Source organism: Sphingobium sp., assembly GCF_036170395.1.
GTDB lineage: Bacteria > Pseudomonadota > Alphaproteobacteria > Sphingomonadales > Sphingomonadaceae > Sphingobium.
Window position 1 is genome coordinate 32302 of record NZ_JAVHPD010000054.1, and the last position, 22905, is coordinate 55206.

20 protein-coding genes and 1 tRNA gene are annotated in these 22905 nt (G+C 67.7%); 6 read left to right on the plus strand and 15 right to left on the minus strand.

Annotated features, from left to right (window positions below):
- Positions 1-8: 8 nt before the first annotated feature.
- Positions 9-986, plus strand: a complete 978-nt coding sequence (locus V2B31_RS13965) for a polysaccharide deacetylase family protein (RefSeq protein WP_328279521.1) — start codon at positions 9-11, stop codon at positions 984-986.
- Entirely contained in the window at positions 983-2197 is a 1215-nt protein-coding gene (locus tag V2B31_RS13970; RefSeq protein WP_328279523.1) for a carboxylate--amine ligase, read from the plus strand. The genes V2B31_RS13965 and V2B31_RS13970 overlap by 4 nt, the downstream gene beginning before the upstream one ends.
- Here the strand turns inward: V2B31_RS13970 and V2B31_RS13975 are convergent.
- Together V2B31_RS13975 and V2B31_RS13980 are read right to left on the minus strand one after the other, a co-directional pair.
- Positions 2166-2717, minus strand: a complete 552-nt coding sequence (locus tag V2B31_RS13975; RefSeq protein WP_328279525.1) for an arsenate reductase/protein-tyrosine-phosphatase family protein — start codon at positions 2715-2717, stop codon at positions 2166-2168. The genes V2B31_RS13970 and V2B31_RS13975 overlap by 32 nt on opposite strands.
- A 10-nt stretch (positions 2718-2727) precedes the next feature.
- The gene (locus V2B31_RS13980) at positions 2728-2853 is read right to left on the minus strand and encodes a hypothetical protein (RefSeq protein WP_328279527.1); all 126 of its coding nucleotides are present in this window, start codon (positions 2851-2853) and stop codon (positions 2728-2730) included.
- Positions 2854-2965: 112 nt separating this feature from the next.
- Here V2B31_RS13980 and V2B31_RS13985 point away from each other — a divergent pair.
- Both V2B31_RS13985 and V2B31_RS13990 read left to right on the plus strand, forming a co-directional pair.
- Positions 2966-3040: transfer RNA gene (locus V2B31_RS13985), tRNA-Thr, on the plus strand.
- A gap of 102 nt (positions 3041-3142) precedes the next feature.
- Positions 3143-3289 carry a hypothetical protein gene (locus tag V2B31_RS13990; protein WP_328279529.1) on the plus strand — a complete coding sequence of 49 codons (147 nt, stop codon included), beginning with the start codon at positions 3143-3145 and terminating at the stop codon, positions 3287-3289.
- Here the strand turns inward: V2B31_RS13990 and V2B31_RS13995 are convergent, their stop codons facing one another.
- The 4 genes from V2B31_RS13995 to paoA form a co-directional block, all read right to left on the minus strand.
- A complete protein-coding gene (locus tag V2B31_RS13995; RefSeq protein ID WP_328279531.1) occupies positions 3290-4846 on the minus strand; it encodes a Na+/H+ antiporter in 1557 nt (518 codons plus the stop codon).
- A gap of 93 nt (positions 4847-4939) precedes the next feature.
- A complete protein-coding gene (gene paoC / locus V2B31_RS14000; RefSeq protein ID WP_328279533.1) occupies positions 4940-7144 on the minus strand; it encodes an aldehyde oxidoreductase molybdenum-binding subunit PaoC in 2205 nt (734 codons plus the stop codon).
- Positions 7141-8097, minus strand: coding sequence for an FAD binding domain-containing protein (locus tag V2B31_RS14005; RefSeq protein ID WP_328279535.1), 957 nt, complete (start codon positions 8095-8097; stop codon positions 7141-7143). Before V2B31_RS14005 ends, paoC begins: the two co-directional genes overlap by 4 nt.
- Positions 8094-8726, minus strand: a complete 633-nt coding sequence (gene paoA / locus V2B31_RS14010) for an aldehyde dehydrogenase iron-sulfur subunit PaoA (protein WP_328279537.1) — start codon at positions 8724-8726, stop codon at positions 8094-8096. Before paoA ends, V2B31_RS14005 begins: the two co-directional genes overlap by 4 nt.
- Before the next feature lie 157 nt (positions 8727-8883).
- Here paoA and mutS point away from each other — a divergent pair, with 157 nt between their 5' ends.
- Positions 8884-11532 carry a DNA mismatch repair protein MutS gene (gene mutS / locus V2B31_RS14015; RefSeq protein WP_328279539.1) on the plus strand — a complete coding sequence of 883 codons (2649 nt, stop codon included), beginning with the start codon at positions 8884-8886 and terminating at the stop codon, positions 11530-11532.
- Between the two features lie 9 nt (positions 11533-11541).
- Positions 11542-14304: a [protein-PII] uridylyltransferase gene (locus V2B31_RS14020; RefSeq protein WP_328279541.1), complete on the plus strand. Its 2763-nt coding sequence runs from the start codon at positions 11542-11544 to the stop codon at positions 14302-14304.
- A 59-nt stretch (positions 14305-14363) separates the two neighbouring features.
- Here V2B31_RS14020 and V2B31_RS14025 read toward each other — a convergent pair whose 3' ends face one another.
- The 9 genes from V2B31_RS14025 to V2B31_RS14065 form a co-directional block, all read right to left on the minus strand.
- Positions 14364-14879, minus strand: a complete 516-nt coding sequence (locus tag V2B31_RS14025; RefSeq protein ID WP_328279544.1) for a L,D-transpeptidase family protein — start codon at positions 14877-14879, stop codon at positions 14364-14366.
- On the minus strand, positions 14876-15937 hold the full coding sequence (gene ribA / locus V2B31_RS14030; RefSeq protein ID WP_328279546.1) for a GTP cyclohydrolase II: 1062 nt from the start codon (positions 15935-15937) through the stop codon (positions 14876-14878). The genes V2B31_RS14025 and ribA overlap by 4 nt, the downstream gene beginning before the upstream one ends.
- Positions 15937-16734: an exodeoxyribonuclease III gene (locus tag V2B31_RS14035; RefSeq protein WP_328279548.1), complete on the minus strand. Its 798-nt coding sequence runs from the start codon at positions 16732-16734 to the stop codon at positions 15937-15939. The genes ribA and V2B31_RS14035 overlap by 1 nt, the downstream gene beginning before the upstream one ends.
- A gap of 259 nt (positions 16735-16993) precedes the next feature.
- Complete coding sequence (locus V2B31_RS14040; protein WP_004209221.1) at positions 16994-17632, minus strand: LolA family protein; 639 nt, start codon at positions 17630-17632, stop codon at positions 16994-16996.
- Positions 17633-18039: 407 nt separating this feature from the next.
- Positions 18040-20364: an FtsK/SpoIIIE family DNA translocase gene (locus tag V2B31_RS14045; RefSeq protein WP_037508930.1), complete on the minus strand. Its 2325-nt coding sequence runs from the start codon at positions 20362-20364 to the stop codon at positions 18040-18042.
- Positions 20365-20595: 231 nt separating this feature from the next.
- A complete protein-coding gene (locus V2B31_RS14050; RefSeq protein WP_161732571.1) occupies positions 20596-21087 on the minus strand; it encodes a GNAT family N-acetyltransferase in 492 nt (163 codons plus the stop codon).
- On the minus strand, positions 21084-22001 hold the full coding sequence (locus V2B31_RS14055; RefSeq protein ID WP_328279553.1) for a DMT family transporter: 918 nt from the start codon (positions 21999-22001) through the stop codon (positions 21084-21086). Before V2B31_RS14055 ends, V2B31_RS14050 begins: the two co-directional genes overlap by 4 nt.
- Positions 22002-22016: 15 nt before the next feature.
- Complete coding sequence (locus tag V2B31_RS14060; RefSeq protein ID WP_097384940.1) at positions 22017-22247, minus strand: hypothetical protein; 231 nt, start codon at positions 22245-22247, stop codon at positions 22017-22019.
- On the minus strand, positions 22244-22905 hold a 662-nt coding region (locus V2B31_RS14065), incomplete at its 5' end, for a flavodoxin-dependent (E)-4-hydroxy-3-methylbut-2-enyl-diphosphate synthase (RefSeq protein ID WP_328279556.1). The genes V2B31_RS14060 and V2B31_RS14065, both read right to left, overlap by 4 nt.

Below are 22905 nucleotides of genomic sequence, written 5' to 3' on the forward strand. Positions count from 1 at the left end.
ATCGCCCCATGACTGCGCTGCTCATCACCGTCGATACCGAATTGTCGGCTTCGCTGCATCAGCGGGGGATCGGCCTCGCCGAGAATCTGCGTCGGTCGATCTGGGCGGAGACGGACAAGGGCGCGTTCGGCATCGGCTGGCAGATGGACCTGCTGGAGCGCCATGGCCTCAAGGGCGTGTTCTTCCTCGATCCCATGCCGGCGCTGGTCCATGGGGCGGATTTTCTGGCCGAGGTGGTCGGGCCGATCGTGGCGCGCGGGCATGAAGTGCAGATGCACATTCACAGCGAATGGCTGCAATGGGCCGAGCGGTCCCCGGTCGAGGGGCGGCAGGGGCGCAATATCGGCGACTTTGCGCTGGCGGACCAGACCATCCTGCTCGGATTGGCGAAGCGGTTGCTGGAGGAAGCGGGTGCGCCGCCGATCACCGCGTTCCGCGCCGGCAATTTCGGCGCGAACGACGATACGCTGCGGGCATTGGCGGCGATCGGGGTGGCGTGGGACAGCAGCGTCAACCCCGCCTATCTGCGCGGTGAATGCCGGATCGCCGCCGATCCCGCGATGGTCGGCGCGGCGCGGCTGCATGGGGTGAGCGAGCTGCCGGTGTCGGGCATCGCCGACCGGCCCGGCGGGTTCCGCCCGGCGCAGATTTGCGCCATGTCGGCGGCCGAGATGCGCGCGGGCATCGCCCATGCGGCGCGCGCGGGGCAGGACGCCTTCGTCGTGGTCACGCATAGTTTCGAGATGCTCTCGCGCGATCGGATGCGGCCCAACCGCCTCGTCATCGGCCGGTTCGAGGCGCTGTGCCGCGCGGCCGCCCGGCTGCCGCAGGTGAAGGGCGCGGGCTTCAATGACCTGCCCGCCGACCTGGCCGACCGGCCCGATAGCGCCAGCCGCGCAGGCCCCAGCCGGCTGCGCACCGGCCGCCGCATATTGGAGCAGGCATGGGGCACCTGGCGCTACGAACATCGGCTGGTGCCTGCATGAGCGATCTGCCGGGCGCGATCGTCCTTGGCCTCGACAATGCGATCGCGCTGACCGTGGTGCGGGAACTGGGCGAGCAGGGGGTGCCGGTGCATGGCGTGTCCCGCAACGCCGATGCGCTGGCGGCGTCCTCCCGCCATGTGCGCAGCGTGACGCTGCGGCCGGAGGGGCCGGCAGCGGACTGGCTGCCGGCGCTGATCGCGCGGACCGGGGCGCAGGCGGTGATGGCCCTGTCCGAGGCCGATCTGCTGGCGCTGTCCGCCCTGCCCGCGCGGATCGGCGACTGCGTGCTGCTGGTGCCGCCGCGCGAGCGGCTGCTGCGCGTCATCGACAAGATGCGGACGCTGGAGACCGCCGCGACGCTGGGGCTGCATGTGCCCGAGACCTGGCAGCCGCTGGCCGGCGAGGATTTCGCGGGGCGGGCGGCCGCCCTGCCCTATCCGCTGGTCGCCAAATGGGCCAACCCGCCGGAGATCGCGCCGCTGCTGGCGCAGGCGGGGCTGGAATGGATCAAGACCGAATATGTGCACGATGCCGAAGAGTTGCGCGCGCTGCTCGACCGCTATGCGCCGGTCGGGCGCTGGCCGCTGATCCAGCGCTATTGCCCCGGCGTCGGGCTGGGGCAGATGCTGCATATGGAGGATGGCCGGGCGACTTTGCGCTTCCAGCATCGGCGGCTGCACGAATGGCCGCCCGAGGGGGGCATATCGACCCTCTGCCGGGCCGAGCCGGCGGCGGCGCATGGCGCGCAGATGGCGCTGTCCGAAGCGCTGCTGCGCGCGCTCGACTGGGAAGGGCCGGCGATGGTCGAATATCGGTACGATGCGGCAAGCGGGCGCTACTGGCTGATGGAGGTGAATGGCCGCTATTGGGGCAGCCTGCCGCTCGCGCGCCATTGCGGGGCGCGCTTCGCCTGGGAAGCCTATCGCCGGGCGGTGCTGAACGACCGGGCGGCCGCGCCTACGCCGCGCGACGATCTGCGCGCGCGCTATATGGTGCCGGAGACCAAGCGGCTTTTCCGCATCCTGTTCCGGCCGGGGCGGATCGGCGATCCCTTCTTCCGCCGGCGGCCGATCGCGGACCTTGTCAGCTATGTCGCGGGCTTTTTCAATCCGCGCGCGCGCTATTATGTGTTCAGCCGGTCGGACCCGCGCCCGTTCCTCAGCGACATGGCGCAGATCGTCAGGAAAGTCGTGCGCCGGGGAAGGCGCTGACGAGGCGCAGCACCGCGCGCTCGATCCGGGCGAGGCAGACCGCCATATAGGACTCGTCGAGGCCATAGGGATCGTGGAGATGGGGGATAGGCGGCCGCGCCCATTGGCCGAGCAGCAGGCGCGGCAAGGCGGACAGGCGCGGATCGGCGGCGAGCCGGTGGAGCTGCCGCACCTCCATCGCCAGCAGCAGGTCGCCGGGCAGGGGATTATAGTCGGCGCGGTCGGTCGCGCGATGGGCAGCGAGGTCATGGCCGAGCGCGCGGGCGGCTTCGATCGCCGGGCCGTGCGCCGGGCGGCCGGTCGCGGCCGAGAGGCCGATCGAGACGGCGTTGCAGCCCGCCTTCCGCGCGACGGCTTGGGCGAAGGCGCTGCGGCAGATATTGCCCTGGCATATAAACACCAGCCGGCGCACCTGCGCGGGATCGGGCGGCAGGCTGGCGGCGCGGCCGAGCAGCAGCTGCGGATAGGAGAGAGCGAGGCGGACCAGCCCCCGGACGGTGCCGAAGCGGGCGCGGATCATGCGGGGCGGATCATTCGCGCGGCTCGACAGGGGGCGGCGGGGTCGCGCTCGCGCGCGCCTGCGCCTTGCGGCGGCGCAGATTGTCGCGGAGCGCCTGCGCCAGCCGCGCCTTTTTCTCGTCCTGCGTCTCTGCCATGGCGCCCGCTAAAGCAAAATGCGCGGCCGCCCGCAACCCGCCTTGACATCCCGCACCGGGCCAGCCATAGGCCCGGCCTCCGCCGCGCATGCGCGCCGCGGGCTGAATAAGTGCTGCCGTAGCTCAGTGGTAGAGCGCATCCTTGGTAAGGCTGAGGTCGTGAGTTCAATCCTCACCGGCAGCACCATTTCCCGTTCTTTCCCGTCCGAACGCTGACTCAGGTTGGTCCTGGCTGATGGAACGGCCGCGCCACCCGCGCCGTTTTCGAGCAGCAGGATGGAGCGCTGATATGGACAGACCGCCGAGCAGACGACCCTTGCTGATTGCAGGCGCGCTGGCGATTTTGCTGGTGGCGCTGATCTTCCTGGTGCGCGCCTTCGTCGATCCCGCGTCGCCGGTGAATGTCGAGCCGGCGGGGCGGGTCGTGCAGCCCTGATTAGTTTTTCGCGGCCAGCGCGCCCAGTTCCTCGATATCTAGATCGCGCTCCAGTTCCTGGAGCGTATCCTCGTCTATGTCGCCATTGCGGTGGAGTCGCAGCAGTTCGGCGCGGCCGGCGGCGACGGCCTTCAGGATCAGGTCGAAATGGGCGTGGAGCGCTTCGGCGAAATGCGCCTCCTGCCCGGCATAGCTGTGGGCGATCGTCGCCTGGCGCGTATAGCGGTCGAGCAGGCGCGGGTGGACGACCGTGCCGTCGGCATCGCGGGCATGGACTTCCACGACGGCAAGCTGGGCCTTCGCCATCGCCGCTTCGGCCTGGCTCATCGTCATGCGGGGGCGATCGGCGTCGGGCTCTTCAAGGCCGAGGAGCCGGATGACCAGCCCGAGCGTGGTGCCCTGCACCAGCACCGTGCCGATGATGACGGCAAAGGCGGTCACCAGGATGAAATCGCGGCCGGGAAAATCCTCCGGCACGCTGAGCGCCACCGCCAGAGTCACCACGCCGCGCATCCCCGCCCAGCCGAGCACGGTCGCCGCTCTCGCCCCCATGGGCTGGTAGCGCTTCAGTCCCATGCCGCGCAGCAGCCGGATGATCCCGTCCGCGCCGAAAGCCCAGGCGAAGCGCGCGAGGATGAGCGCCAGCAGGACCGCGAGCACCGGCCCCGCCATGTCGCGCAGCACGACATCGAAGCCGCCGACGCGGTCGATCACGCCGCGCAGCGACGAGCCGATGAGCAGGAAGACGAAGGCTTCCATGAGGAAGATCATCACCGCCCAGAAGGCGGTGCCGTTCATCCGCACCGTCGCTGAAAAGACGACATGCTGATACCAGCCGCAGATGAGCCCGGTGGTGACGGTGGCGATCACGCCCGACAGATGCCCGGCCTCCGCCAGCAGATAGGAGGCCCAGGGGGCGAGCAGCGAGGCGGCGATCATCAGATATTTGTCGTCGAGCCGGGGCACCAGCAGCACCCAGGCCGCGCCGACCGTCGCGCCGATCAGCCCGCCGCCGATCGCGAGCAGGGCGAAGTTCTGCAGCGCATCGACCAGGCTGAACGTGCCCGTCACGCCGGCCGCGATCGCGAAGCGGAAGAGGACGATGCCGCTCGCATCGTTGAACAGGCTTTCGCCCTCCAGCAGGATAGCCAGCCGGCGCGGCAGGCGGACGCGCTGGAGGATCGCGCGGGCCGAGATCGCGTCCGGCGGCGAGACGATCGCGCCGAGCGCAGCGCAGGCGGCCCAGGGCAGGCCGGGCAGCAGCCAGTGGGTGACGAGCGCGACGACGACCGTCGTGAAGATCACCGCGCCGACCGCCAGCCCCGCAATGCCGATCATGTGGCGGTGGAGGTGGCGCAGCGCGATGAACCACGCGCCGTCCATCAGCAGCGGCGGCAGGAAGATGACGAGCACCAACGTAGGATCGAGCGTGATGACCGGAAGGCCGGGCAGGAAGGCGAAGAGCGCGCCCCCGCTCAGCAGCGCGACCGCCGGCGGAAGGCGCAGGCGATGCGCCGCATAATGGAGCAGGATGATCGCCAGAAGCATGACGACCATCAGTTCAAACAAAGATGTCGGCTCCATCGGCCAGGCCCCCCTTCGCGCGCCGCGCTACGGTAGCGCGGCGGCGCGGGTCGGCCAAGGCGGGTATCAGGCGGCGCGCGCTTTCAACAGCTTGTCGATCGTCAGCGGATAGTCGCGCAGGCGGATGCCGGTCGCATTGTAGATGGCGTTCGCCACCGCCGCGCCCGCGCCGCAGATGCCGAGTTCGCCCACGCCCTTGGCCTTCATCGGCGAGCTTTTGTCGTCCAGCTCGTCTATGAACAGCACATCCTGCTCAGGGATGTCGGCATGAACCGGCACAACATATTCGGCCATGTCGTGATTGACGAAGAAGCCGAAGCGTGTGTCCACCTCCAGCGCCTCCATCAGCGCCGCGCCCGCGCCCATGGTCATCGCGCCGATCACCTGGCTGCGCGCCGCCTTGGGATTGAGGATGCGCCCGGCGGCGAAGGCCCCGCCCATGCGGCGGATGCGGACTTCGGCCGTGTCCATATCGACCCCCACTTCGCAGAAATGCGCGCCGAAGGTCGCCTGGGCATAGCGTTTGTCGAGGTCGCCATAGTCCATCGCGTCTTCCGCCCAGAGCCCGTCCGGTCCGGCGAGCGCGGCGAGCGTCTGGGTCTGGTTCCCATATTTGACGAGGCCGTCGTCGAAATCGGCCTGGTCGGCGGGATAACCGGCCTTCTCGGCGAGCTTGGTGCGCAGCGCCATAGCGGCGGCATAGACGCCGGCGGTGGCGCTGTTCGCGCCCCACTGGCCGCCCGAGCCGGCGGATTCGGGAAAGCGGCTGTCGCCCAAGCGCACCGTCACATCGTCCAGCGGCACGCCCAGCATTTCGGCGGCGGTCTGGCCGATGATCGTGTAGCTGCCGGTGCCGATATCGGTCATGTCGGTTTCGACGATCACCTTGCCCGCGCGATCGACGCCGATGCGCGCGCCCGATTTGGCGACCAGATTGTTGCGGAACGCCGCCGCCACGCCCATGCCGACCAGCCAGCGGCCGTCACGCACCTGGCCTGGCTTGGGGTTGCGCTTGCTCCAGCCGAAGCGATCCGCCCCGGCGCGCAGGCATTCGACCAGCTTGCGGCTGGAAAAGGGGCGCTGCGGCCCGGCTTCGGGATCATATTGCACATCGTTGCGGATGCGCAGTTCGACCGGATCGACGCCGCAGGCCTCGGCCAGTTCGTCCATCGCCACTTCGAGCGCGAGCAGGCCCACAGCCTCGCCCGGCGCGCGCATCGCATTGCCCTCGGGCAGGTTCAGCGTCACCAGCCGATGCGTGGTCAGGCGGTTCGGCCCGCGATAGAGCAGCCGGGTCTGCATCGCCGCCGTTTCCGGCCCGCCGCCCGGCAGGTCGCCCGACCAGACATCATGGGCGATGGCATCGATCACCCCGTCCTTGTCCGCGCCGATGCGGATACGCTGGATCGTCGCGGGGCGGTGGGTGGTGTTGTTGGGGATCTGGTGCCGGGCGAGCGCCACCTTGACCGGGCGGCCGACCTGCCTCGCGCCGAGCGCGGCGAGCAGCGCGTCGGCGCGCAGGAACAGCTTCGCCCCGAACCCGCCGCCGATATAGGGCGACACGAGGCGCACATTCTCCTTGGGGATGCCGAGCGTCTTGGCGACTTCGCCGACGCCCCAGGCGATCATCTGGTTCCCGGTCCAGAGCGTCAGCTTGTCGCCGTTCCATGCGGCGGTGGTCGCGTGCGGCTCCATCATCGCATGGCTATGGTCGGGCGTGGTGTAATTCTGGTCGATCTTGACCGCCGCTTTGGCGAAGCCGGCGTCGAAATCGCCCGCCTTGGTGTCGGCCGGCGATCCGAAGATCGAGGGCGGCATGGTGCCGTTCAGCCGTTCGGCCGCGAGGTCGAACTTGCCGCCGTCGGCCGCATAGTCGATCCGCAGCAGCTTGGCCGCGTCGCGCGCATTTTCGAGGGTGTCGGCGACGACCAAAGCCACCGCCTGGTCATAATGATCGACCTGCGGCCCGCCGAGCAAAGGCGCGGTGTTCATATTGCCCTTGCCGAGCTTTCCGGCATTGGCGTGGGTGACGATGCCGAGCACGCCGGGCGCGGCCTGCGCGGCGCGGCTGTCGATCGATACGATCCGCCCCTTGGCGATCGCCGATCCGACGATCCAGCCATAAGCGGGCTTGGGCGCGGCGTCGTGCCGTTCATAGGCATAGGGCGCGGTGCCCGTTACCTTGGCGGGGCCGTCGATCCGGTCCTGGGCCACGCCGACGACGCGGCCCTTGTCGATCGGGTTGGTCGTTGCCGGGGTGTCGAACTTCATGCCCGCGCCTCCTGCTGACGGTAGAGCGAGACCAGGGTCTGCTGCACCAAGGCCTTCTTGAAATCATTATGTTCGGTCGTGCGCGCGCCGGCGAGCGCGGCTTCCGCCACCGCCTTCGCGCCCTGCTTGCCCGCAGCGTCTGCGGCGGCCACGCGCCATGGCTTCGCGCCGATCCCGCCAAAGGCGAAGCGCGCCGTTCCGTCCTTGGCGAAGATCGCCGCGACCGACACGAGCGCGAAGGCGTAGGAGGCGCGGTCGCGCACCTTGCGATAGACATGGGTGCCGCTGACAGGCTTGGGCAAGGTGACCGAGGTGATGATCTCGCCCGGTTTCAGCGCCGTTTCCTTGTGCGGCGTATCGCCGGGGAGAAGATGGAAATCGGCGATCGGGATGGAGCGGCGCGCGCCGGCTCCGTCTACCGTATCGACCTGCGCGTCGAGCAGCCGCATCGCCACCGCCATGTCGCTCGGATGCTGGGCGATGCAGGCGTCGCTGACGCCGAGGATCGCCAGCCCCCGGCTGATGCCGCCGATCGCGCCGCAGCCGCTGCCCGGCTGGCGCTTGTTGCAGGGCATCCGCGTGTCGTAGAAATAGGGGCAGCGGGTGCGCTGGAGCAGGTTGCCGCCGGTCGTCGCCTTGTTGCGGAGCTGGCCCGACGCGCCCGACACCAGCGCGCGGCTCAGCACCGCATAGTCGCGCCGCACCGCCTTGTCGGCGGCAAGATCGGTATTGCGGACCAGCGCGCCGATACGAAGGCCGCCTTCGGGCGTTATTTCGATCCGGTCGAGGCCCAGATGATTGACGTCGATCAGATGGGTCGGGGTTTCGATCTGGAGCTTCATCAGGTCAAGCAGGTTGGTGCCGCCGGCGATGAAGCGCGCGCCCTGGACCGAGGCGGCCGCCTTCGCCGCGCCTTCCACGCTGGTCGCGCGTTCGTAGGTGAAGGGTCTCATGCCTTGGCCTCCCCCGCGACATCCTTCATCGCGGCGATGATGTTGGGATAGGCGGCGCAGCGGCAGATATTGCCGCTCATCCGCTCGCGCAGTTCGGCGTCGCTCAGTGCAACCTCATCGAGGTCGGGGGTGACATGGCTGGGGACGCCCGCCTTGATCTCGTCCAGCACCGCGACGGCCGAGCAGATCTGGCCGGGCGTGCAATAGCCGCACTGATAGCCGTCATGGACGATGAACGCCTTCTGCATCGGGTGCAGCCGGTCGGGCGTGCCCAGCCCCTCGATCGTCGTGACGCTTTCGCCATCGTGCATCACCGCCAGCGTCAGGCAGCTGTTGATGCGCCGCCCCTCCACGATCACGGTGCAGGCGCCGCACTGGCCGTGATCGCAGCCCTTCTTGGTGCCGGTCAGGTGCAGATGTTCGCGCAGCGCATCGAGCAGGCTGGTGCGCGGATCGAGCTGAAGATGCACCTCTCGCCCGTTGACGGTGAGTTCGACAGGGGTCATCGGCGTTCCTTTGCTGGCTTTGGCTGGCTCGGCCGCATGGGCGGGAGACAGGGCCGGTCCTGCCGCGGCGGCGAGCGCCGCCCCGCGCAATATGCCCCGCCGCGTGACATGATCCGACGGCATGTTGTCCTCCCTGTTCGTTCCGCTGTCATTACGAAGAGCGCGCGGAATCGATCCCGCGCCATTTGGATAGCGCAACCATATCAGATATGTCTGTGACGCCAATGGGTCGTTGCGACACTCTGGCCCCGGACGCGACTTCGGGCTATCGGCTGCTGGCATGACGTCCCCCACCGACAGCGGCGCGCAGGCCACGCCGATGATGGCGCAATATCTGGCGCTGAAGGCCGAAGCGCGCGATTGCCTGCTTTTTTACCGCATGGGCGACTTTTTCGAGCTGTTCTTCGACGACGCGAAGATGGCCGCCGCGACGCTCGATATCGCGCTCACCAGCCGGGGCGAGCATGGCGGCGCGCCGATCCCGATGTGCGGCGTGCCGGTGCACAGCGCCGAGGGCTATCTCGCGCGGCTCATCAAGGCGGGGCACCGGGTCGCCATAGCGGAGCAGACCGAGACCCCGGCGCAGGCGAAAGCGCGGGGCGGCAAGGCTTTGGTCGCGCGCGCGATCGTCCGCTATGTGACGGCGGGCACGCTGACCGAGGAGACGTTGCTCGACAGCCGGCGCGACAATATGCTGGTCGCGCTGGCGCAGCTGGGCGGGGAAGCATCCGGCGAGATCGGGATCGCCGCCGCCGATATTTCGACCGGCCGGTTCGAGACGATGACCTGCCCGATCGGCGACCTGCCCGCCGAGCTGGCGCGGCTGCGGCCGAGCGAGACGGTGGTGGCGGAGGGATCGGCGCTGGACGTCGCCGATTGCCATATGTTCGACCGCGCGGCCTTTTCGAGCACGCGGGCGGAGGAGGCGCTCAAACGCCTGTTCGGCGTGGCGACGCTCGACGGCTTCGGGCAGTTCGGCCGGGCGGAACTGGCGGCGATGGGCGGGCTCGTCGCCTATCTCGACCATGCGGGCAAGGGCACGCTGCCCTTCCTCGCGCCGCCGCTGCGCAAGGCGACCGGCGCGCATGTCGCGATCGACGCGGCGACGCGCGAGAGCCTGGAGATCGTGGCGACGACCGCCGGCACGCGCGCGGGGAGCCTGCTCCATGCGATCGACCGCACGGTGACGGGCGCGGGCGCGCGGTTGCTGGCGCAGGATCTCTCCGCGCCGCTGATGGACCTCTTCGCTATTGAGGCGCGGCTCGGCCTCGTGCAGCTGTTCCATGATGATCCGGGGCTGCGCGACCAGCTGCGCGGTGCGCTGCGGGCCTTGCCCGATATCGGCCGGGCGCTGGGGCGCGTGGCGGTGGGGCGGGGCAGTCCGCGCGACCTGGGGCAGCTGCGCGATGGCCTGGGCGAAGCGCGGCTGCTGCGTGAGCGGTTGGGGCGGCTCAGCGACATGCCGCCGCTGCTGGCGCAACTCCTGCCCGCGCTCGACGGGCATGGCGAGCTGGTCGATGCCCTGTCGCGCGCGCTGGTGCCTGCGCCGCCGACCGAGACGGCCAGCGGCGGCTATATCGCCGATGGCTATGACGCGGCGCTGGACGAACTGCGGCGCATGGCGGGCGACGGGCGGCGGGCGATCGCGGCGCTGGAGGCGAAATATCGCGACCAGACCGGCATTTCCGCGCTCAAGATCCGGCACAATGGCGTTCTCGGCTATCATGTCGAGGTGCCCGCGCGGGTCGCCGACGCGCTGATGCAGCCCGAGAGCGGCTTCACCCACCGGCAGACGCTGGCCGGCGTGGTGCGCTTCAACTCGATCGACCTGCATGAAGAGGCCGGGCGCGTCGCACAGGCCGGCGCGCACGCGCTGGTGGCCGAAGCCGCACATCTGGAAGGATTGATCGAGGCGGTGCTGGACCGCAAGGGCGACATTGCGCGGGCAGCCGATGCGCTCGCCCGGCTCGATGTCGCGGCGGCGCTGGCCGAACGCGCGGCGGAGGGCGGCTGGCAGCGGCCGCATTTCGTACCCGCCGATGGCGCGGGCCAGTGCCTGGACATCGTCGGCGGGCGGCATCCGGTGGTGGAGGATGCGCTGCGGCGCGAGGGGCAGCCCTTCGTCGCCAATGACTGCCGCCTGTCGCAAAGCGACCGGCTGTGGCTCGTGACCGGCCCCAATATGGGCGGCAAGTCGACCTTCCTGCGGCAGAATGCGCTGATCGTCATCCTGGCGCAGGCGGGCGGCTATGTGCCCGCGCGAAGCGCGACGCTGACCTTGGTCGATCGGCTGTTCAGCCGGGTCGGCGCGTCGGACAATCTCGCCAAGGGGCGCTCCACCTTCATGGTGGAGATGGTCGAGACCGCCGCCATCCTGGCGCAGGCGACCGAGCGCAGCTTCGTGATCCTGGACGAAGTGGGCCGTGGCACCTCCACCTATGACGGGCTCGCGCTCGCCTGGGCGGTGGTGGAGGCGGTGCATGAGGTCAATCGCTGCCGCTGCCTGTTCGCGACCCATTATCATGAGCTGACCCGGCTCGCCGAGACGCTGCCGTCGCTGTCGCTTCACCATGTCCGCGCGCGCGAATGGAAGGGCGACCTCATCCTGCTGCACGAACTCGCCGAAGGGCCGGCCGATCGCAGCTATGGCCTGGCCGTCGCGCGGCTTGCCGGTTTGCCGCCCGCCGTGCTCAAGCGCGCCAAGGACGTGCTGGCGAGGCTGGAGGCGGGCAAGGCCAGGACCGGCGGCATCGCGGCGGGCCTCGACGATCTGCCTTTGTTCGCCGCCGCCATGGCGCAGGAGGAGGCCGCGCCCGACCCGCTGCTGACCGCGATCGAGGCGATCGACGCCGATGCCCTGTCCCCAAGGGAAGCACTCGATCACATATATCGGCTGAAACAACTGGCCGCGCAGCGCCGCCATGACTAGATAGCAGCCATGGTCATGCAGTTCCCCGCGCTGGGATCGCGCCGCGCGATCATCGACCGGCGCGCTATTTCCGACACGATCGACGCCCTTGCGCAGACGCATGAGGGCGACGGCGTGCGGCTGCGCGGGCTGATCGTCAAGGAATTGAAGGCGGCGCTGGAGCAGGGCCGGGCGGAGGTCGCGCGGCGGCTGGAGGCGCGGCCGACGCGCGGGCGCGAGGCGGTGACCGCCTTCGCCTTCCTGATCGACCAGATTTTGCGGCTGCTCTACGACGCGACGACGCACCATCTCTACCCTTCGGGCAACCGCAGCACCGGCGAGCGGATCGTGCTGATCGCCGTCGGCGGCTATGGCCGGGGCGAGATGGCGCCGCACAGCGACGTCGACATCGGCTTCATCACTCCCTGGAAGCCGACCGGCTGGACCGAGCAGGTGATCGAATCCATGCTCTATTCGCTGTGGGATCTGGGCCTGAAGGTCGGCCATAGCAGCCGGTCGGTCGACGAGACGATGCGGATGGCGAAGAGCGACCTGACGGTCCGCACCGCCCTGCTGGAGGCGCGCTATATCTGGGGCGACCGGGCGCTTTACGAGGAAACCTCCGCCCGCTTCGACGCCGAGGTGATGCAGGGCAATGCCCGCGCCTTCGTCACCGAGAAGCTGGAGGAGCGCGAAGAGCGGCACAAGCGGATGGGCGACAGCCGCTATGTCGTCGAGCCCAATGTCAAGGAAGGCAAGGGCGGCCTGCGCGACCTCCATACTTTGTTCTGGATCGGCAAATATGTGAACCGGGTGCGGTCGGTCGCCGAGCTGGTCGATGTCGGGCTGCTGACGCAGGCGGAGCTGCGCCAGTTCCAGAAGGCCGAGGATTTCCTGTGGGCGGTGCGCTGTCACCTGCACAGCATCACCGGGCGCGCCGAGGACCGGCTGACCTTCGACCTTCAGCTCGAAACGGCGACGCGGATGCACTTCATCGCGCGCGCCGGCCGGTCGGGGGTCGAGCGCTTCATGCGCTATTATTTCCTCAATGCAAAGACGGTGGGCGACCTGACCGCCGTGTTCCTGGCGCATCTCGATGACCAGATGGGGCCGAAGGGGCGGCGCTACATTCCCGCCATCTTCCGCCGGCCCAAGAAGCTCGACGGTTTCGTGCTGGACCGAGGACGGCTGAGCCTGCCGAGCGACGATTTCTTTCAGGCCGATCCGGTGCGGCTGCTGGAAATCTTCGCCGTGGCGGACAAGCATGGCTTGCAGATCCACCCCAGCGCGATGCGCGCGGCGAGCCGCGACGCAGCGCTGATTTCGGCCAAGGTGCGCCGCGATCCACGCGCCAACGCCGCCTTCATGGAGGTGCTGACATCCCCGCGCGATCCCGAAACGGTGCTGCGCTGGATGAACGAATCGACCGTATTCGGCCGCTTCGTGCCCGATTTCCGCCGCGTCGTCGCGCAGATGCAGTTCGACATGTATCATCATTATACGGTCGACGAGCACACCATCCGCGCGGTCGGGCTGCTGGCGCGGATCGAGAAGGGCGAGCTTGGCACCGACCATCCGCTCGCGACCGAGCTGATGGGCAAGCTGTTGTCGCGGCGGGTTCTCTATGTCGCGGTGCTGCTGCACGATATCGCGAAGGGGCGCGGCGGCGACCACAGCATATTGGGCGCGGAAGTGGCCGAGCATCTCTGCCCGCGCCTTGGCCTGACGCCGGCAGAAACCGAGACGGTCGCTTGGCTGGTGCGCTATCACCTGCTGATGTCGGCCACCGCCTTCAAGCGCGATCTGGCCGATTACAAGACCATCCTCGATTTCGTGGACGTGGTGCAAAGCCCGGAACGGCTGCGGCTGCTGCTGTGCCTGACGGTGGTGGACATTCGCGCGGTGGGACCGGGGGTATGGAACAGCTGGAAGCGGCAGCTGCTGGGCGACCTCTACGATTCCGCCGAAGAGGTGCTGCGGCTGGGCCACAAGCAGAAGGGCCGGGGCGAGCGCGTGATCGCCAAGCAGGAGGCGCTGCGGCAGGCGCTGGGGCTGGATATGGCCGCGTTCGAGGCGTTCAGCCGGCGGATGCCCGAAAGCTACTGGATCGCCGAGCCCGAGGATATCTTGCTCGACAATGCCCGGCATATCCTGGCCGCCGGCGACGCGCCGCTCTCGATCGAGGCGCGCTATTATCCGCAGCGCGGCGCGACTTTGGTGACGGTCTATGCCGCCGACCATCCGGGATTGTTCTACCGCATCGCGGGCGCGATCCACCTTGCCGGCGGCAACATCATCGACGCGCGCATCCATACGACCCGCGATGGCGTGGCGATCGACAATTTCCTGGTGCAGGATCCGTTCGGCGGGGCGTTCCACAGCCCCGAGCAGCTGACCCGCATCCGCAACGCGATCGAGGATTCGCTCTCCAACCGGCATCGCCTCATCACCAAGCTGTCGGCGCGGCCGTTGACGCGCACCCGGGCCGAGGCGTTCCGCATCGAACCCAATGTGCTGATCGACAACAAGGCGTCGAACCGCTTCACCGTGGTCGAGGTGAATGCCCGCGACCGGCCGGCGTTGCTCTTCAGCCTCGCCAACGCGCTGTTCCAGTCGAAGGTCACGGTCCACAGCGCCCATGTCGCCACCTATGGCGAGCGTGCAGTCGACACCTTCTACATCACCGATTTGCTGGGCGGGAAGATCGAGAGCAAGGCGCGGCTCCAGACGCTGGAGCGGCGGTTGCTGGAAGCGGCCGGCGGCGAAGTGGGCGAAGCGCTGGAGATGGCTTAGGACACCCAAGGCCCGTTCGCCCTGAGCCTGTCGAAGGGCGCGCGCGCCCTTCGACAGGCTCAGGGCGAACGGGGTTCTTTGATTTCCATCATGTCACCCGGCGCGAGCAGCGGGAGCAGGCGCAGCATGTCGGCGCGCGCCACCGCGACGCAGCCGGCGGTCGGGCGGCCTTCGGACAGGTGGAAGAAGATGGCGCTGCCCTTGCCCGGGACCGGCGGCGCGTCATTGTGGCCGAGAATCACGATCACGTCATAGGCGTCGTCGGCGCGGATCAGGCTTTCGGCCGAGAAGGCGCGGGGCAGGCGGACGGGGCGGTTGTAGGCGGGATCGGATGGATCGTCGGACCAGCCATCGTCTGGCCTGATCCACCGCCACGGCAGTTTTATCCCCGATGCCGAGACCTTGCCGGGGCGCAGCAGCACGGCGCGGAGCGGCCAGGCGCCAAGCGGCGTGCAGCCGTCGCCCTCGCGCTTGTCGGCGGCGGAGCAGGCGCCGCCCCGGCCGATGGCACAGGCCATGGTGAGAGCGCCGAAGCGCAGCCGGCCTTCCGCGCTCTCCACCCGGACGACGCTCATAGCTGGTGGCCGGTGCGGTCGCGCTTGGTGGCGAGATAGCGTTCATTATGCGGGTTGGCGGGCAGGATGATCGGCAGCCGCTCGACCACCGTGACGCCCGCTGCTTCCAGCCCCGCGACCTTGTTCGGGTTGTTGGTGAGGAGGCGCACCGACCGGACGCCCAGCAGGTCGAGCATCCGCGCCGCGACCGAGAAATCGCGCGCATCGATCGCGAAACCCAGGCGCACATTGGCGTCGACCGTATCGAACCCCTGATCCTGGAGCGCATAGGCGCGCAGCTTGTTGACGAGGCCGATGCCGCGCCCCTCCTGCCGCAGATAGAGGAGGATGCCCCAGCGCGCCTGCGCGATCTGGTGCAGCGCCTGATGCAGTTGCGGGCCGCAATCGCATTTGAGGCTGCCCAGCACGTCGCCGGTCAGGCATTCGCTATGGATGCGGATGACGGGCGGGGAGGCGTCGCGCTGGCCTACGACAAGGGCGACATGCTCGCGCGGCTCGTCGGGGCTGCGGAAGGCGATGATCTCGGCGCTTTCGCTCGCCGATACGGGCAACCGCGCGCGGGTCGCGATGGCGAGATGGACGGCGTCGTCATAGGCAGCGATCGCATCGGCGCTGACCTCCGCCTCGACGGGGCCGTCGCCCTCCAGCAGGAAATAGGCGGGCAGGATGCCGGCGAGCCGAGCGAGGCGCAGCGCCGCCTTGGCGGCCTGTGGCGCGGGCAGCGTCCGGGCGCGGAACGGTCCCTTGAGCGGGGAAGCGAGGTCGAGCACCGGATCGGAAATGGCGGTCGCTACGTCAGCGTCGATCCAGGGCGCGCGCGCGATCAGCACCGGCCAGTCGGGATCGGCGGCGGCGAGCTGGTTGGCGAGCTTCAGCGTCTCGGCGCGGGCGGCGGAAATCAGGATATCGGCGCGCCCTTCGGGATCGAAGCCGGCCAGCGTCACCGCGTCCGCCCCTTCGATCGCCATCAGCCGGATCGCGCCATCGGCGGCGGTCAGCCGGATCGCCCAGCCGCGGCGCAGCGCGTCGATCGCGCGGGCGGCGTCCTTCCCCGTCATCAGAAGGCGAACTGCGTGATGATCGGGATATGGTCCGACGGCTTGCCCCAGCTGCGCGCGGGTTCGACGACCCGATGGCTGACCGCCTTTTCCGCGACATCGCGCGTCATCCACATATGATCGAGCCGGCGGCCGCGATCCGACAATGCCCAGTCCTTCGCGCGATAGCTCCACCAGGTATAGAGGCGGGCGGGCGCGGGGTGGAAATGGCGGCCGATATCGACCCAGTCGTTCGACGCCTGGAGCCGGCCCAATATCTCGCATTCCACCGGGGTATGGCTGACGACGTCGAGCAGCTGCTTGTGGCTCCACACATCGCATTCGAGCGGGGCGATGTTGAAATCGCCGGTGAGGATGGTCGGTTTGTCGTCGAGCGCGGTGGACCATTCGATCATGCGTTCGAGGAAATCGAGCTTCTGCCCGAATTTCGGATTCACCGTGCGGTCGGGCACGTCGCCGCCGGCCGGCACATAGACATTCTCGATCCGCACCCCATTGTCGAGCCGCACGCCGACATGCCGCGCCTCGCCATTCGCCTGCCAGTCGAAGCGGTCGTCCTCATGGATCGGCACCTTGCTCATGATCGCGACGCCATGGTGCATCCGCTGGCCGTTCAGCACCTGATGGACATAGCCCATGCGACGGAACATCTCGCGCGGGAAGATGTCGTTCACCACCTTCGTTTCCTGAAGGCAGAGAATGTCGGGCGCTTCCTCGCGCAGCAATTGCTCGACGATGTCGATGCGCGCGCGGACGCTGTTGATGTTCCAGGAGCAGATGGAAAGCATGTCGGCCATGTCCCGCCACCTAGGAGGGCGCGGATCGTTGTGCAAGCGACCCAAGGGGAGCCAGACAAGTAAGACCCCCGCTCCGGGGGCGTGGAACGGGGGTCTCGATCGCGCCCTTGAAGCGCTTTGCGACGGGAGCGTTGTGCCGGGTAACAGGGGGGAAATCCCGGTCTGCGTCTCTCGCCGTGATCTCTATCTAGGCGATCCGATATGAGCGGCAGATGAACGATGGCAGAAAGTTTTCAGCCCATCGTTCCTGCGGCCCGCCCTAGCCGTTTGGACGGCCGCGCGGACGCGGATCGGTCCAGCGGAAGGCGGAATCGGCGACCGGCACGCCATATTGCTGGTTCGACAGGCGCACCGCCGTGCGATTATTCTGCGCGTCGAGCGCGACCCAGCCATACAGCTCCAGTCCGGCCGGCGACGCAGGCTTGCGCTTGAAGATCATGGTGATGGTGCCGAATTCGGGCCGCTTGGGATCCTTTGCCTGCACGCTCAGCACGGTCGGGTCGCCGGTGGGGACGACGGTGCCGAATTTCGACAGATCCTTGGTCGGGTCGATCAGCGCGGCCAGCGGCGAATTGCCGATCGGCCAGCGCTGCACCTGGCGCACTTCATAGTCGATCAGGGTCAGCGCCTTGCCATCGCCCACGATCAGCAACGGCACGCCCTTTTCATATTGGAAACGGATCTTGCCCGGCTGTTTCAGGGTCAGCTTGCCGGTCAGCACCTGACCATTGCGGTCGGTCTGGCTGAAATCGGCGGTCAGGGTGGTGACGGCGCGGATATAGGCATTGACCTGATTGAGGTCGGACGGTGCCGCCTGCTGGGCAAGGGCATAGCCCGCCGGCACCGCAACCAGCGCGGTGGCGAGGGACAGGGCGACAGGCGCGAGGATGCGCTTCATGCAATCATCTCCGGGTTGTTCGGAAAAGGGGGCATAGGGGGTGGGGCTTGAACCCGCTGTGAACCTTGCTGTTCCATCGCAGGGAAAGGATCGATCGGAAAGACCAGACGGGGGAGAGCGGCCGTGAAATGGCTGGCTCGATCCCCCGTGCTCCCGCCTCGCCATGCCGGTCTTACCGGCGGCACCGCTCCAATTATGTTTATCGGCGCGGCAGCAGCGACGCCTGCCTAGACCGATTCGCGGACAAAAAAAAGGCTGATCCGAAGATCAGCCTGAAAAGTTTTTAGGAGAGGATGCCTGAAAGGCCTGTTCCTAATGTCCCAAAGCCCCTGTCACGACAAATGCGAAGGCAGCAAGCATGGTTGCACGGAACGCAATCGCTCAAGGAAAACAAGCATTTCGTAGCGTCAGAGCGGATTACCATTCTCGTCACGCAGCACTTCACGGCGGCCGACATGGTTGGGCGGGCCGACCAGTCCTTCTTCCTCCATCCGTTCGATCAGGCGTGCCGCACTGTTGTAGCCGACTCGCAGCTGGCGCTGCAGCCAGCTGGTCGAGGCCTTCTGATTCTCGAACACCAGCTGACAGGCCTTGCGGAACAGCTGCGCGTCCGGGCTGTCATCGCCCAGGTCCACGCCGTCGAGCGCGAAGCTGCCTTCTTCCGGCTCTTCCGTGACCGCCTGGATATAATCGGGCGAACCCTGCGCCCGCCAATGGTCGGCGACCACGCGCACTTCATCGTCCGAAACGAAGGGACCATGAACGCGCATCAGGCCCTTGCCACCATGCATGTAGAGCATGTCGCCCTTGCCCAGCAGCTGTTCGGCGCCCTGTTCGCCCAGGATGGTGCGGCTGTCGATCTTGCTGGTCACGAAGAAGCTGATGCGGGTCGGCAGGTTCGCCTTGATGACGCCGGTGATGACGTCGACCGAGGGACGCTGGGTCGCTAGGATCAGGTGGATGCCGGCAGCACGCGCCTTCTGCGCCAGACGCTGGATCAGGAATTCGACTTCCTTGCCCGCCGTCATCATGAGGTCGGCCAGCTCGTCGACCACCACCACGATCTGCGGCAGCGGCTGGAAATCCAGCTGCTCCTCCTCATAGATCGGCTTGCCGCTCTCGGGATCATAGCCGGTCTGGACACGGCGGCCGAGCGGCTTGCCCTTGGCCTTGGCGGCGCGAACCTTCTCGTTGTAGTTGGCGAGGTTGCGGACAGAGATCGACGCCATCATGCGATAGCGATCCTCCATCTGCTCGACCGCCCATTTGAGCGCGCGGATCGCCTTGCTCGGCTCGGTCACGACCGGGGCGAGCAGATGCGGAATGTCGTCATAGGTCGACAGTTCCAGCATCTTGGGATCAATCATGATCAGGCGCAGCTGGTCCGGCGTCATGCGGTAGAGCAGCGACAGGATCATGGCGTTGAGGCCGACCGACTTACCCGAACCGGTGGTGCCTGCGATCAGCAGATGCGGCATCGGCGCCAGATCGGCGATGATCGGCTCGCCTGAGATATTCTTGCCCAGGATGATCGGCAGGGTCGCTTCCGCACCGAACTGCTCGCTGGTGATGAGTTCGCGGAAGGACACGCCCTCACGATTGGTGTTGGGCAGTTCGATGCCGATGACGGTACGGCCGGGAATGGTCGCGACGCGCGCCGACAGCGCCGACATGTTGCGAGCGATATCGTCGGCCAGCGCGATCACGCGGCTCGCCTTGATGCCCGGTGCCGGCTCCAGCTCATACATGGTGACGACGGGTCCGGGGCGAACCTCGACAATATTGCCCTTCACATGGAAGTCGTCGAGCACGCTCTCCAGCAGGCGGGCGTTGCGTTCCAGCGCCGCCTTGTCGATCTTCTGCCCCTGATTGGCGGGAATCGGATTGAGCAGGTCGGCGGACGGCAGCGAGCTGTGGCCGAACAGATCATCCTGCGACACCGGCGCGGTCGAGCGCTGCACCGGGGCGGGCTTGGGCGCCTGGATGGTGATCGGCGGCTTGGGCTCGTTCGACACCTGCTTGCGCGGCGCGATCACTCGTTCGACCGGGCCGTCATCATCCTCGTCCAGATCGGCCGCTCCTCCCTGTCCCGCAAAGGCGAGCGAGGGGCGCGGCAGGCTGAGCCGGGGCAGGGTCGGACGGCGGATGGTGAAGATCGGCTTTTCCAGCGCCAGGCTGCGATACCAGACGAACAGGCCGGCCAGCATGGCCACGACCACCAATATGCCGATGATCCAGCCCTGCGCAGCCGGCGCCTGGGCGGTCAGGCTCATCACCCCCTTGGCGGTGACAAGGCCGATCATGCCGCCCCAGCCGGAGGGCAGGCCGACCAGCGGATCGGGCTGGAACAGGGCGAGCGCGATGCCGATCAGGATGATGCCGACCAGGCATTTGCCGAACTGCGCCTTCCACCCGATCATCTCATGATCGCCCCACAGGCGACGGGCGGTGATCCCCATCAGCGGCAGCAGCAGCGCGATCGGCACGCCGAACAGCAGCAGCAGCATGTCGGCCACCATGGCGCCGGGCGCGCGCATGATATTGGCGACATGATCGCCCGCCACCGTGTTCATCGACGGGTCGCTGGGCTGATAGCTCAGCAGCGCCAGCGCCAGGAACAGGGTCGCCAGAAACAGCGAGATCGCCCCGATCAGCGCGCCGCTGCGCACGATGCTGCGCTTGAGCATTTCGCGCCATTCCGGCGCGCGCTTGGCTCCGCGGCTGACAGCCATGGTCAAATGTCCCCCAAATGTTCCGTTCCGGCACAATGCGCCGAGCCAGGAGTCCTCGTCAAGCCTGCGGCCCCTCGGCTCGTCCCGCCCCATCCGCAACATTGCGTATGTCGCGCGCCTGGGGCGCAGGCGCAAAATGGGCGGCGAAAGGAGATGTCGTCATGTTCGCCTCTTTCTATCCCGCCTTTGTCGTGATTGCCCTGAGCAGCTTTGCGATCGTGCTGCTGGGCGTCAGCCTGCAGGATGCGATGCGAGGGCGCTGAGCGCGTCGCCATCGACGCGCTGCACGGTCCATTCGTCCATCGGCCGGGCGCCAATCGCCCGGTAGAAGGCTATGGCCGGCGCGTTCCAGTCGAGCACCGACCATTCGAGCCGGGCGCAGTCGCGCGCGATCGCCAATTGGGCGAGACGGGCGAGCAACGCCTTGCCGGCGCCTAATCCCCGCGCTTCGGGCAGCACGAACAGATCCTCCAGATAGAGGCCCGGACGCCCCTCGAAGGTCGAAAAATTGTGGAAGAAGAGGGCAAAGCCGATCGGCGCGCCATCATGCTCTGCGATCAGCACCTCCGCCATCGGCCGGGGTCCGAACAGATAGCGGGCCAGCGTCTCACGGTCGGCCTTCACTTCATGGGCCAGCTTCTCATAATCGGCGAGCGCCAGGATGAAATTCGCGATTGCATCGATATCCGTCGATTGCGCGTCCCTGATGATGACCTGGCTCATGCCGCTCCCGCTTCCACATGGGCGATATCCGCCCGTTTCGTGCGCGCGGCGATAAGGCAGCCGGCGACGATCAACAAGGCACCGGCAAGGGTGGTGAGCGTCAGTTGCTCGCCAAAGGCGAGCGAGCCGAAGATCGCGGCCCAGACAAAGGCGGTATATTCGACCGGGATCAGCCGCTGGGCCTCCGCACGCGCATAGGCCCAGGCGAGCGCGGCGAGAGAGGTGAAGGCCAGGATGGCAGCCAGCAGCACCAGCGGCACCGCCGCTCCGGTCGGCACGATCGCCCAGGCCGGCGCGCCGATCGCAAACACGCCCAGCATGACCAGATGCTGGAAGAAGGCGACCTCGATCGGCGAGGCAAGCTGGGCCTGCTGGCGCTGGAGGATCAGGTTCCAGGCGAACAGCATCGCCGAGAGCAGCACCGCGCCCGCCCCCATCAGCGCGTCGCCATCATAGTCGCCGCGCATCCGCCCCGACAGGATCACGCCTACCCCGACCAGGCCGAGCAGCGAGGCGCCAATCGCCTGCCGCCCGATCCGTTCCTTGAGCAGCAAGGCCGCAAGATAGAGCGCGATCAGCGGAGCGATGAAGGAGAGGGCAATGGCTTCGGCGAGCGGCAGACGCATGATCGCCCAGAAGAAGAAGCTGGCCATCAGCGCGACCACCACGCCGCGCAGCAGATGCAGGCGCAGCACGGAGCGGTTGGGCCAGCGCTGGCGGGTGGCGAGCATCAGGACCAGCCCGAGCAGGCTGCCGGTGATCGCGCGCCAGAGCAGCGCGTTATAAAGGCCGATCGAGAGGCTGAGCCCCTTCATCGCCGCGTCCATCACCGAAAAGAGCGCGACGCCAAGGCAGCAGATGAGGAAGGGCAGCAGCACGGACGGGCTGCGGGGAGAGGAAAGCGGACGATCCATCGACGGGTGACGGGATCAGTCGCGACCGGGGCCGACGATCCTGCCGATATGCAATTCGTCGATATGAAGCCGGGTGATCCGTGCCTTGCCGATGCGCAGGCGACCGATGGCCAAGGCGCCAACCGCTATTGCCCCCAATGCAATCGCGCCCAGAGCCAATGTCCCAATAGCGGACGCGCCGACCGCCTGCGCACCCGTGGCGCCTGCGCCATGGGCGATGGCGGACCGGTCGGCGCTGTCCGTCATTCCGCCGCCTGTACCTGTCCCGCGTCGGTTGCCGCGGCTTCGATCTCGGCCGCCTTGGCCTCGACCAGCCTGACGATATGGTCGACCATGTCGGCATCCTGGATCGTGTGATCGGTGACGCCCGACAGATAGACCATATGCTTGCCATTGCCGCCGCCGGTCAGGCCGATATCGGTCTCGCGCGCTTCACCCGGACCGTTGACGACGCAGCCCAGCACCGAGAGCGAGAGCGGCGTGTTGATATGCTGCAGCCGTTCCTCCAGCGCCTGGACGGTGCGGATCACATCGAAGCCCTGCCGCGCGCAGCTGGGGCAGGAGATGACCTTGACGCCGCGGGTGCGGATGCCGAGCGTCTTGAGCATCTCATAGCCGACCCGCACTTCCTCTTCCGGTTCGGCCGAAAGCGAGACGCGGATCGTGTCGCCAATGCCGGCCCAGAGCAGATTGCCGATGCCGATCGCGCTCTTGACCGTGCCGCCGATCAGGCCGCCGGCTTCGGTGATGCCCAGATGCAGCGGGCAATCGACCGCATCGGCCAATTGCATATAGGCCGCGACCGCCAGGAACACGTCGCTCGCCTTCACGGCGACCTTATATTCGTGGAAATCCTGGTCCTGCAGCAGCTTGATATGGTCGAGCGCGCTTTCGACCAGCGCTT

Excerpts from the sequence above, each read along its gene's own strand:
- V2B31_RS13965 (WP_328279521.1), top strand. The coding sequence starts at position 9 with ATGACTGCGCTGCTCATCACCGTCGATACCGAATTGTCGGCTTCGCTG.
- V2B31_RS13970 (WP_328279523.1), top strand. The coding sequence starts at position 983 with ATGAGCGATCTGCCGGGCGCGATCGTCCTTGGCCTCGACAATGCGATC.
- V2B31_RS13975 (WP_328279525.1), bottom strand. The coding sequence starts at position 2,717 with ATGATCCGCGCCCGCTTCGGCACCGTCCGGGGGCTGGTCCGCCTCGCT.
- V2B31_RS13980 (WP_328279527.1), bottom strand. The coding sequence starts at position 2,853 with ATGGCAGAGACGCAGGACGAGAAAAAGGCGCGGCTGGCGCAGGCGCTC.
- V2B31_RS13990 (WP_328279529.1), top strand. The coding sequence starts at position 3,143 with ATGGACAGACCGCCGAGCAGACGACCCTTGCTGATTGCAGGCGCGCTG.
- V2B31_RS13995 (WP_328279531.1), bottom strand. The coding sequence starts at position 4,846 with ATGGTCGTCATGCTTCTGGCGATCATCCTGCTCCATTATGCGGCGCAT.
- paoC (WP_328279533.1), bottom strand. The coding sequence starts at position 7,144 with ATGAAGTTCGACACCCCGGCAACGACCAACCCGATCGACAAGGGCCGC.
- V2B31_RS14005 (WP_328279535.1), bottom strand. The coding sequence starts at position 8,097 with ATGAGACCCTTCACCTACGAACGCGCGACCAGCGTGGAAGGCGCGGCG.
- paoA (WP_328279537.1), bottom strand. The coding sequence starts at position 8,726 with ATGCCGTCGGATCATGTCACGCGGCGGGGCATATTGCGCGGGGCGGCG.
- mutS (WP_328279539.1), top strand. The coding sequence starts at position 8,884 with ATGACGTCCCCCACCGACAGCGGCGCGCAGGCCACGCCGATGATGGCG.
- V2B31_RS14020 (WP_328279541.1), top strand. The coding sequence starts at position 11,542 with ATGGTCATGCAGTTCCCCGCGCTGGGATCGCGCCGCGCGATCATCGAC.
- V2B31_RS14025 (WP_328279544.1), bottom strand. The coding sequence starts at position 14,879 with ATGAGCGTCGTCCGGGTGGAGAGCGCGGAAGGCCGGCTGCGCTTCGGC.
- ribA (WP_328279546.1), bottom strand. The coding sequence starts at position 15,937 with ATGACGGGGAAGGACGCCGCCCGCGCGATCGACGCGCTGCGCCGCGGC.
- V2B31_RS14035 (WP_328279548.1), bottom strand. The coding sequence starts at position 16,734 with ATGGCCGACATGCTTTCCATCTGCTCCTGGAACATCAACAGCGTCCGC.
- V2B31_RS14040 (WP_004209221.1), bottom strand. The coding sequence starts at position 17,632 with ATGAAGCGCATCCTCGCGCCTGTCGCCCTGTCCCTCGCCACCGCGCTG.
- V2B31_RS14045 (WP_037508930.1), bottom strand. The coding sequence starts at position 20,364 with ATGGCTGTCAGCCGCGGAGCCAAGCGCGCGCCGGAATGGCGCGAAATG.
- V2B31_RS14050 (WP_161732571.1), bottom strand. The coding sequence starts at position 21,087 with ATGAGCCAGGTCATCATCAGGGACGCGCAATCGACGGATATCGATGCA.
- V2B31_RS14055 (WP_328279553.1), bottom strand. The coding sequence starts at position 22,001 with ATGGATCGTCCGCTTTCCTCTCCCCGCAGCCCGTCCGTGCTGCTGCCC.
- V2B31_RS14060 (WP_097384940.1), bottom strand. The coding sequence starts at position 22,247 with ATGACGGACAGCGCCGACCGGTCCGCCATCGCCCATGGCGCAGGCGCC.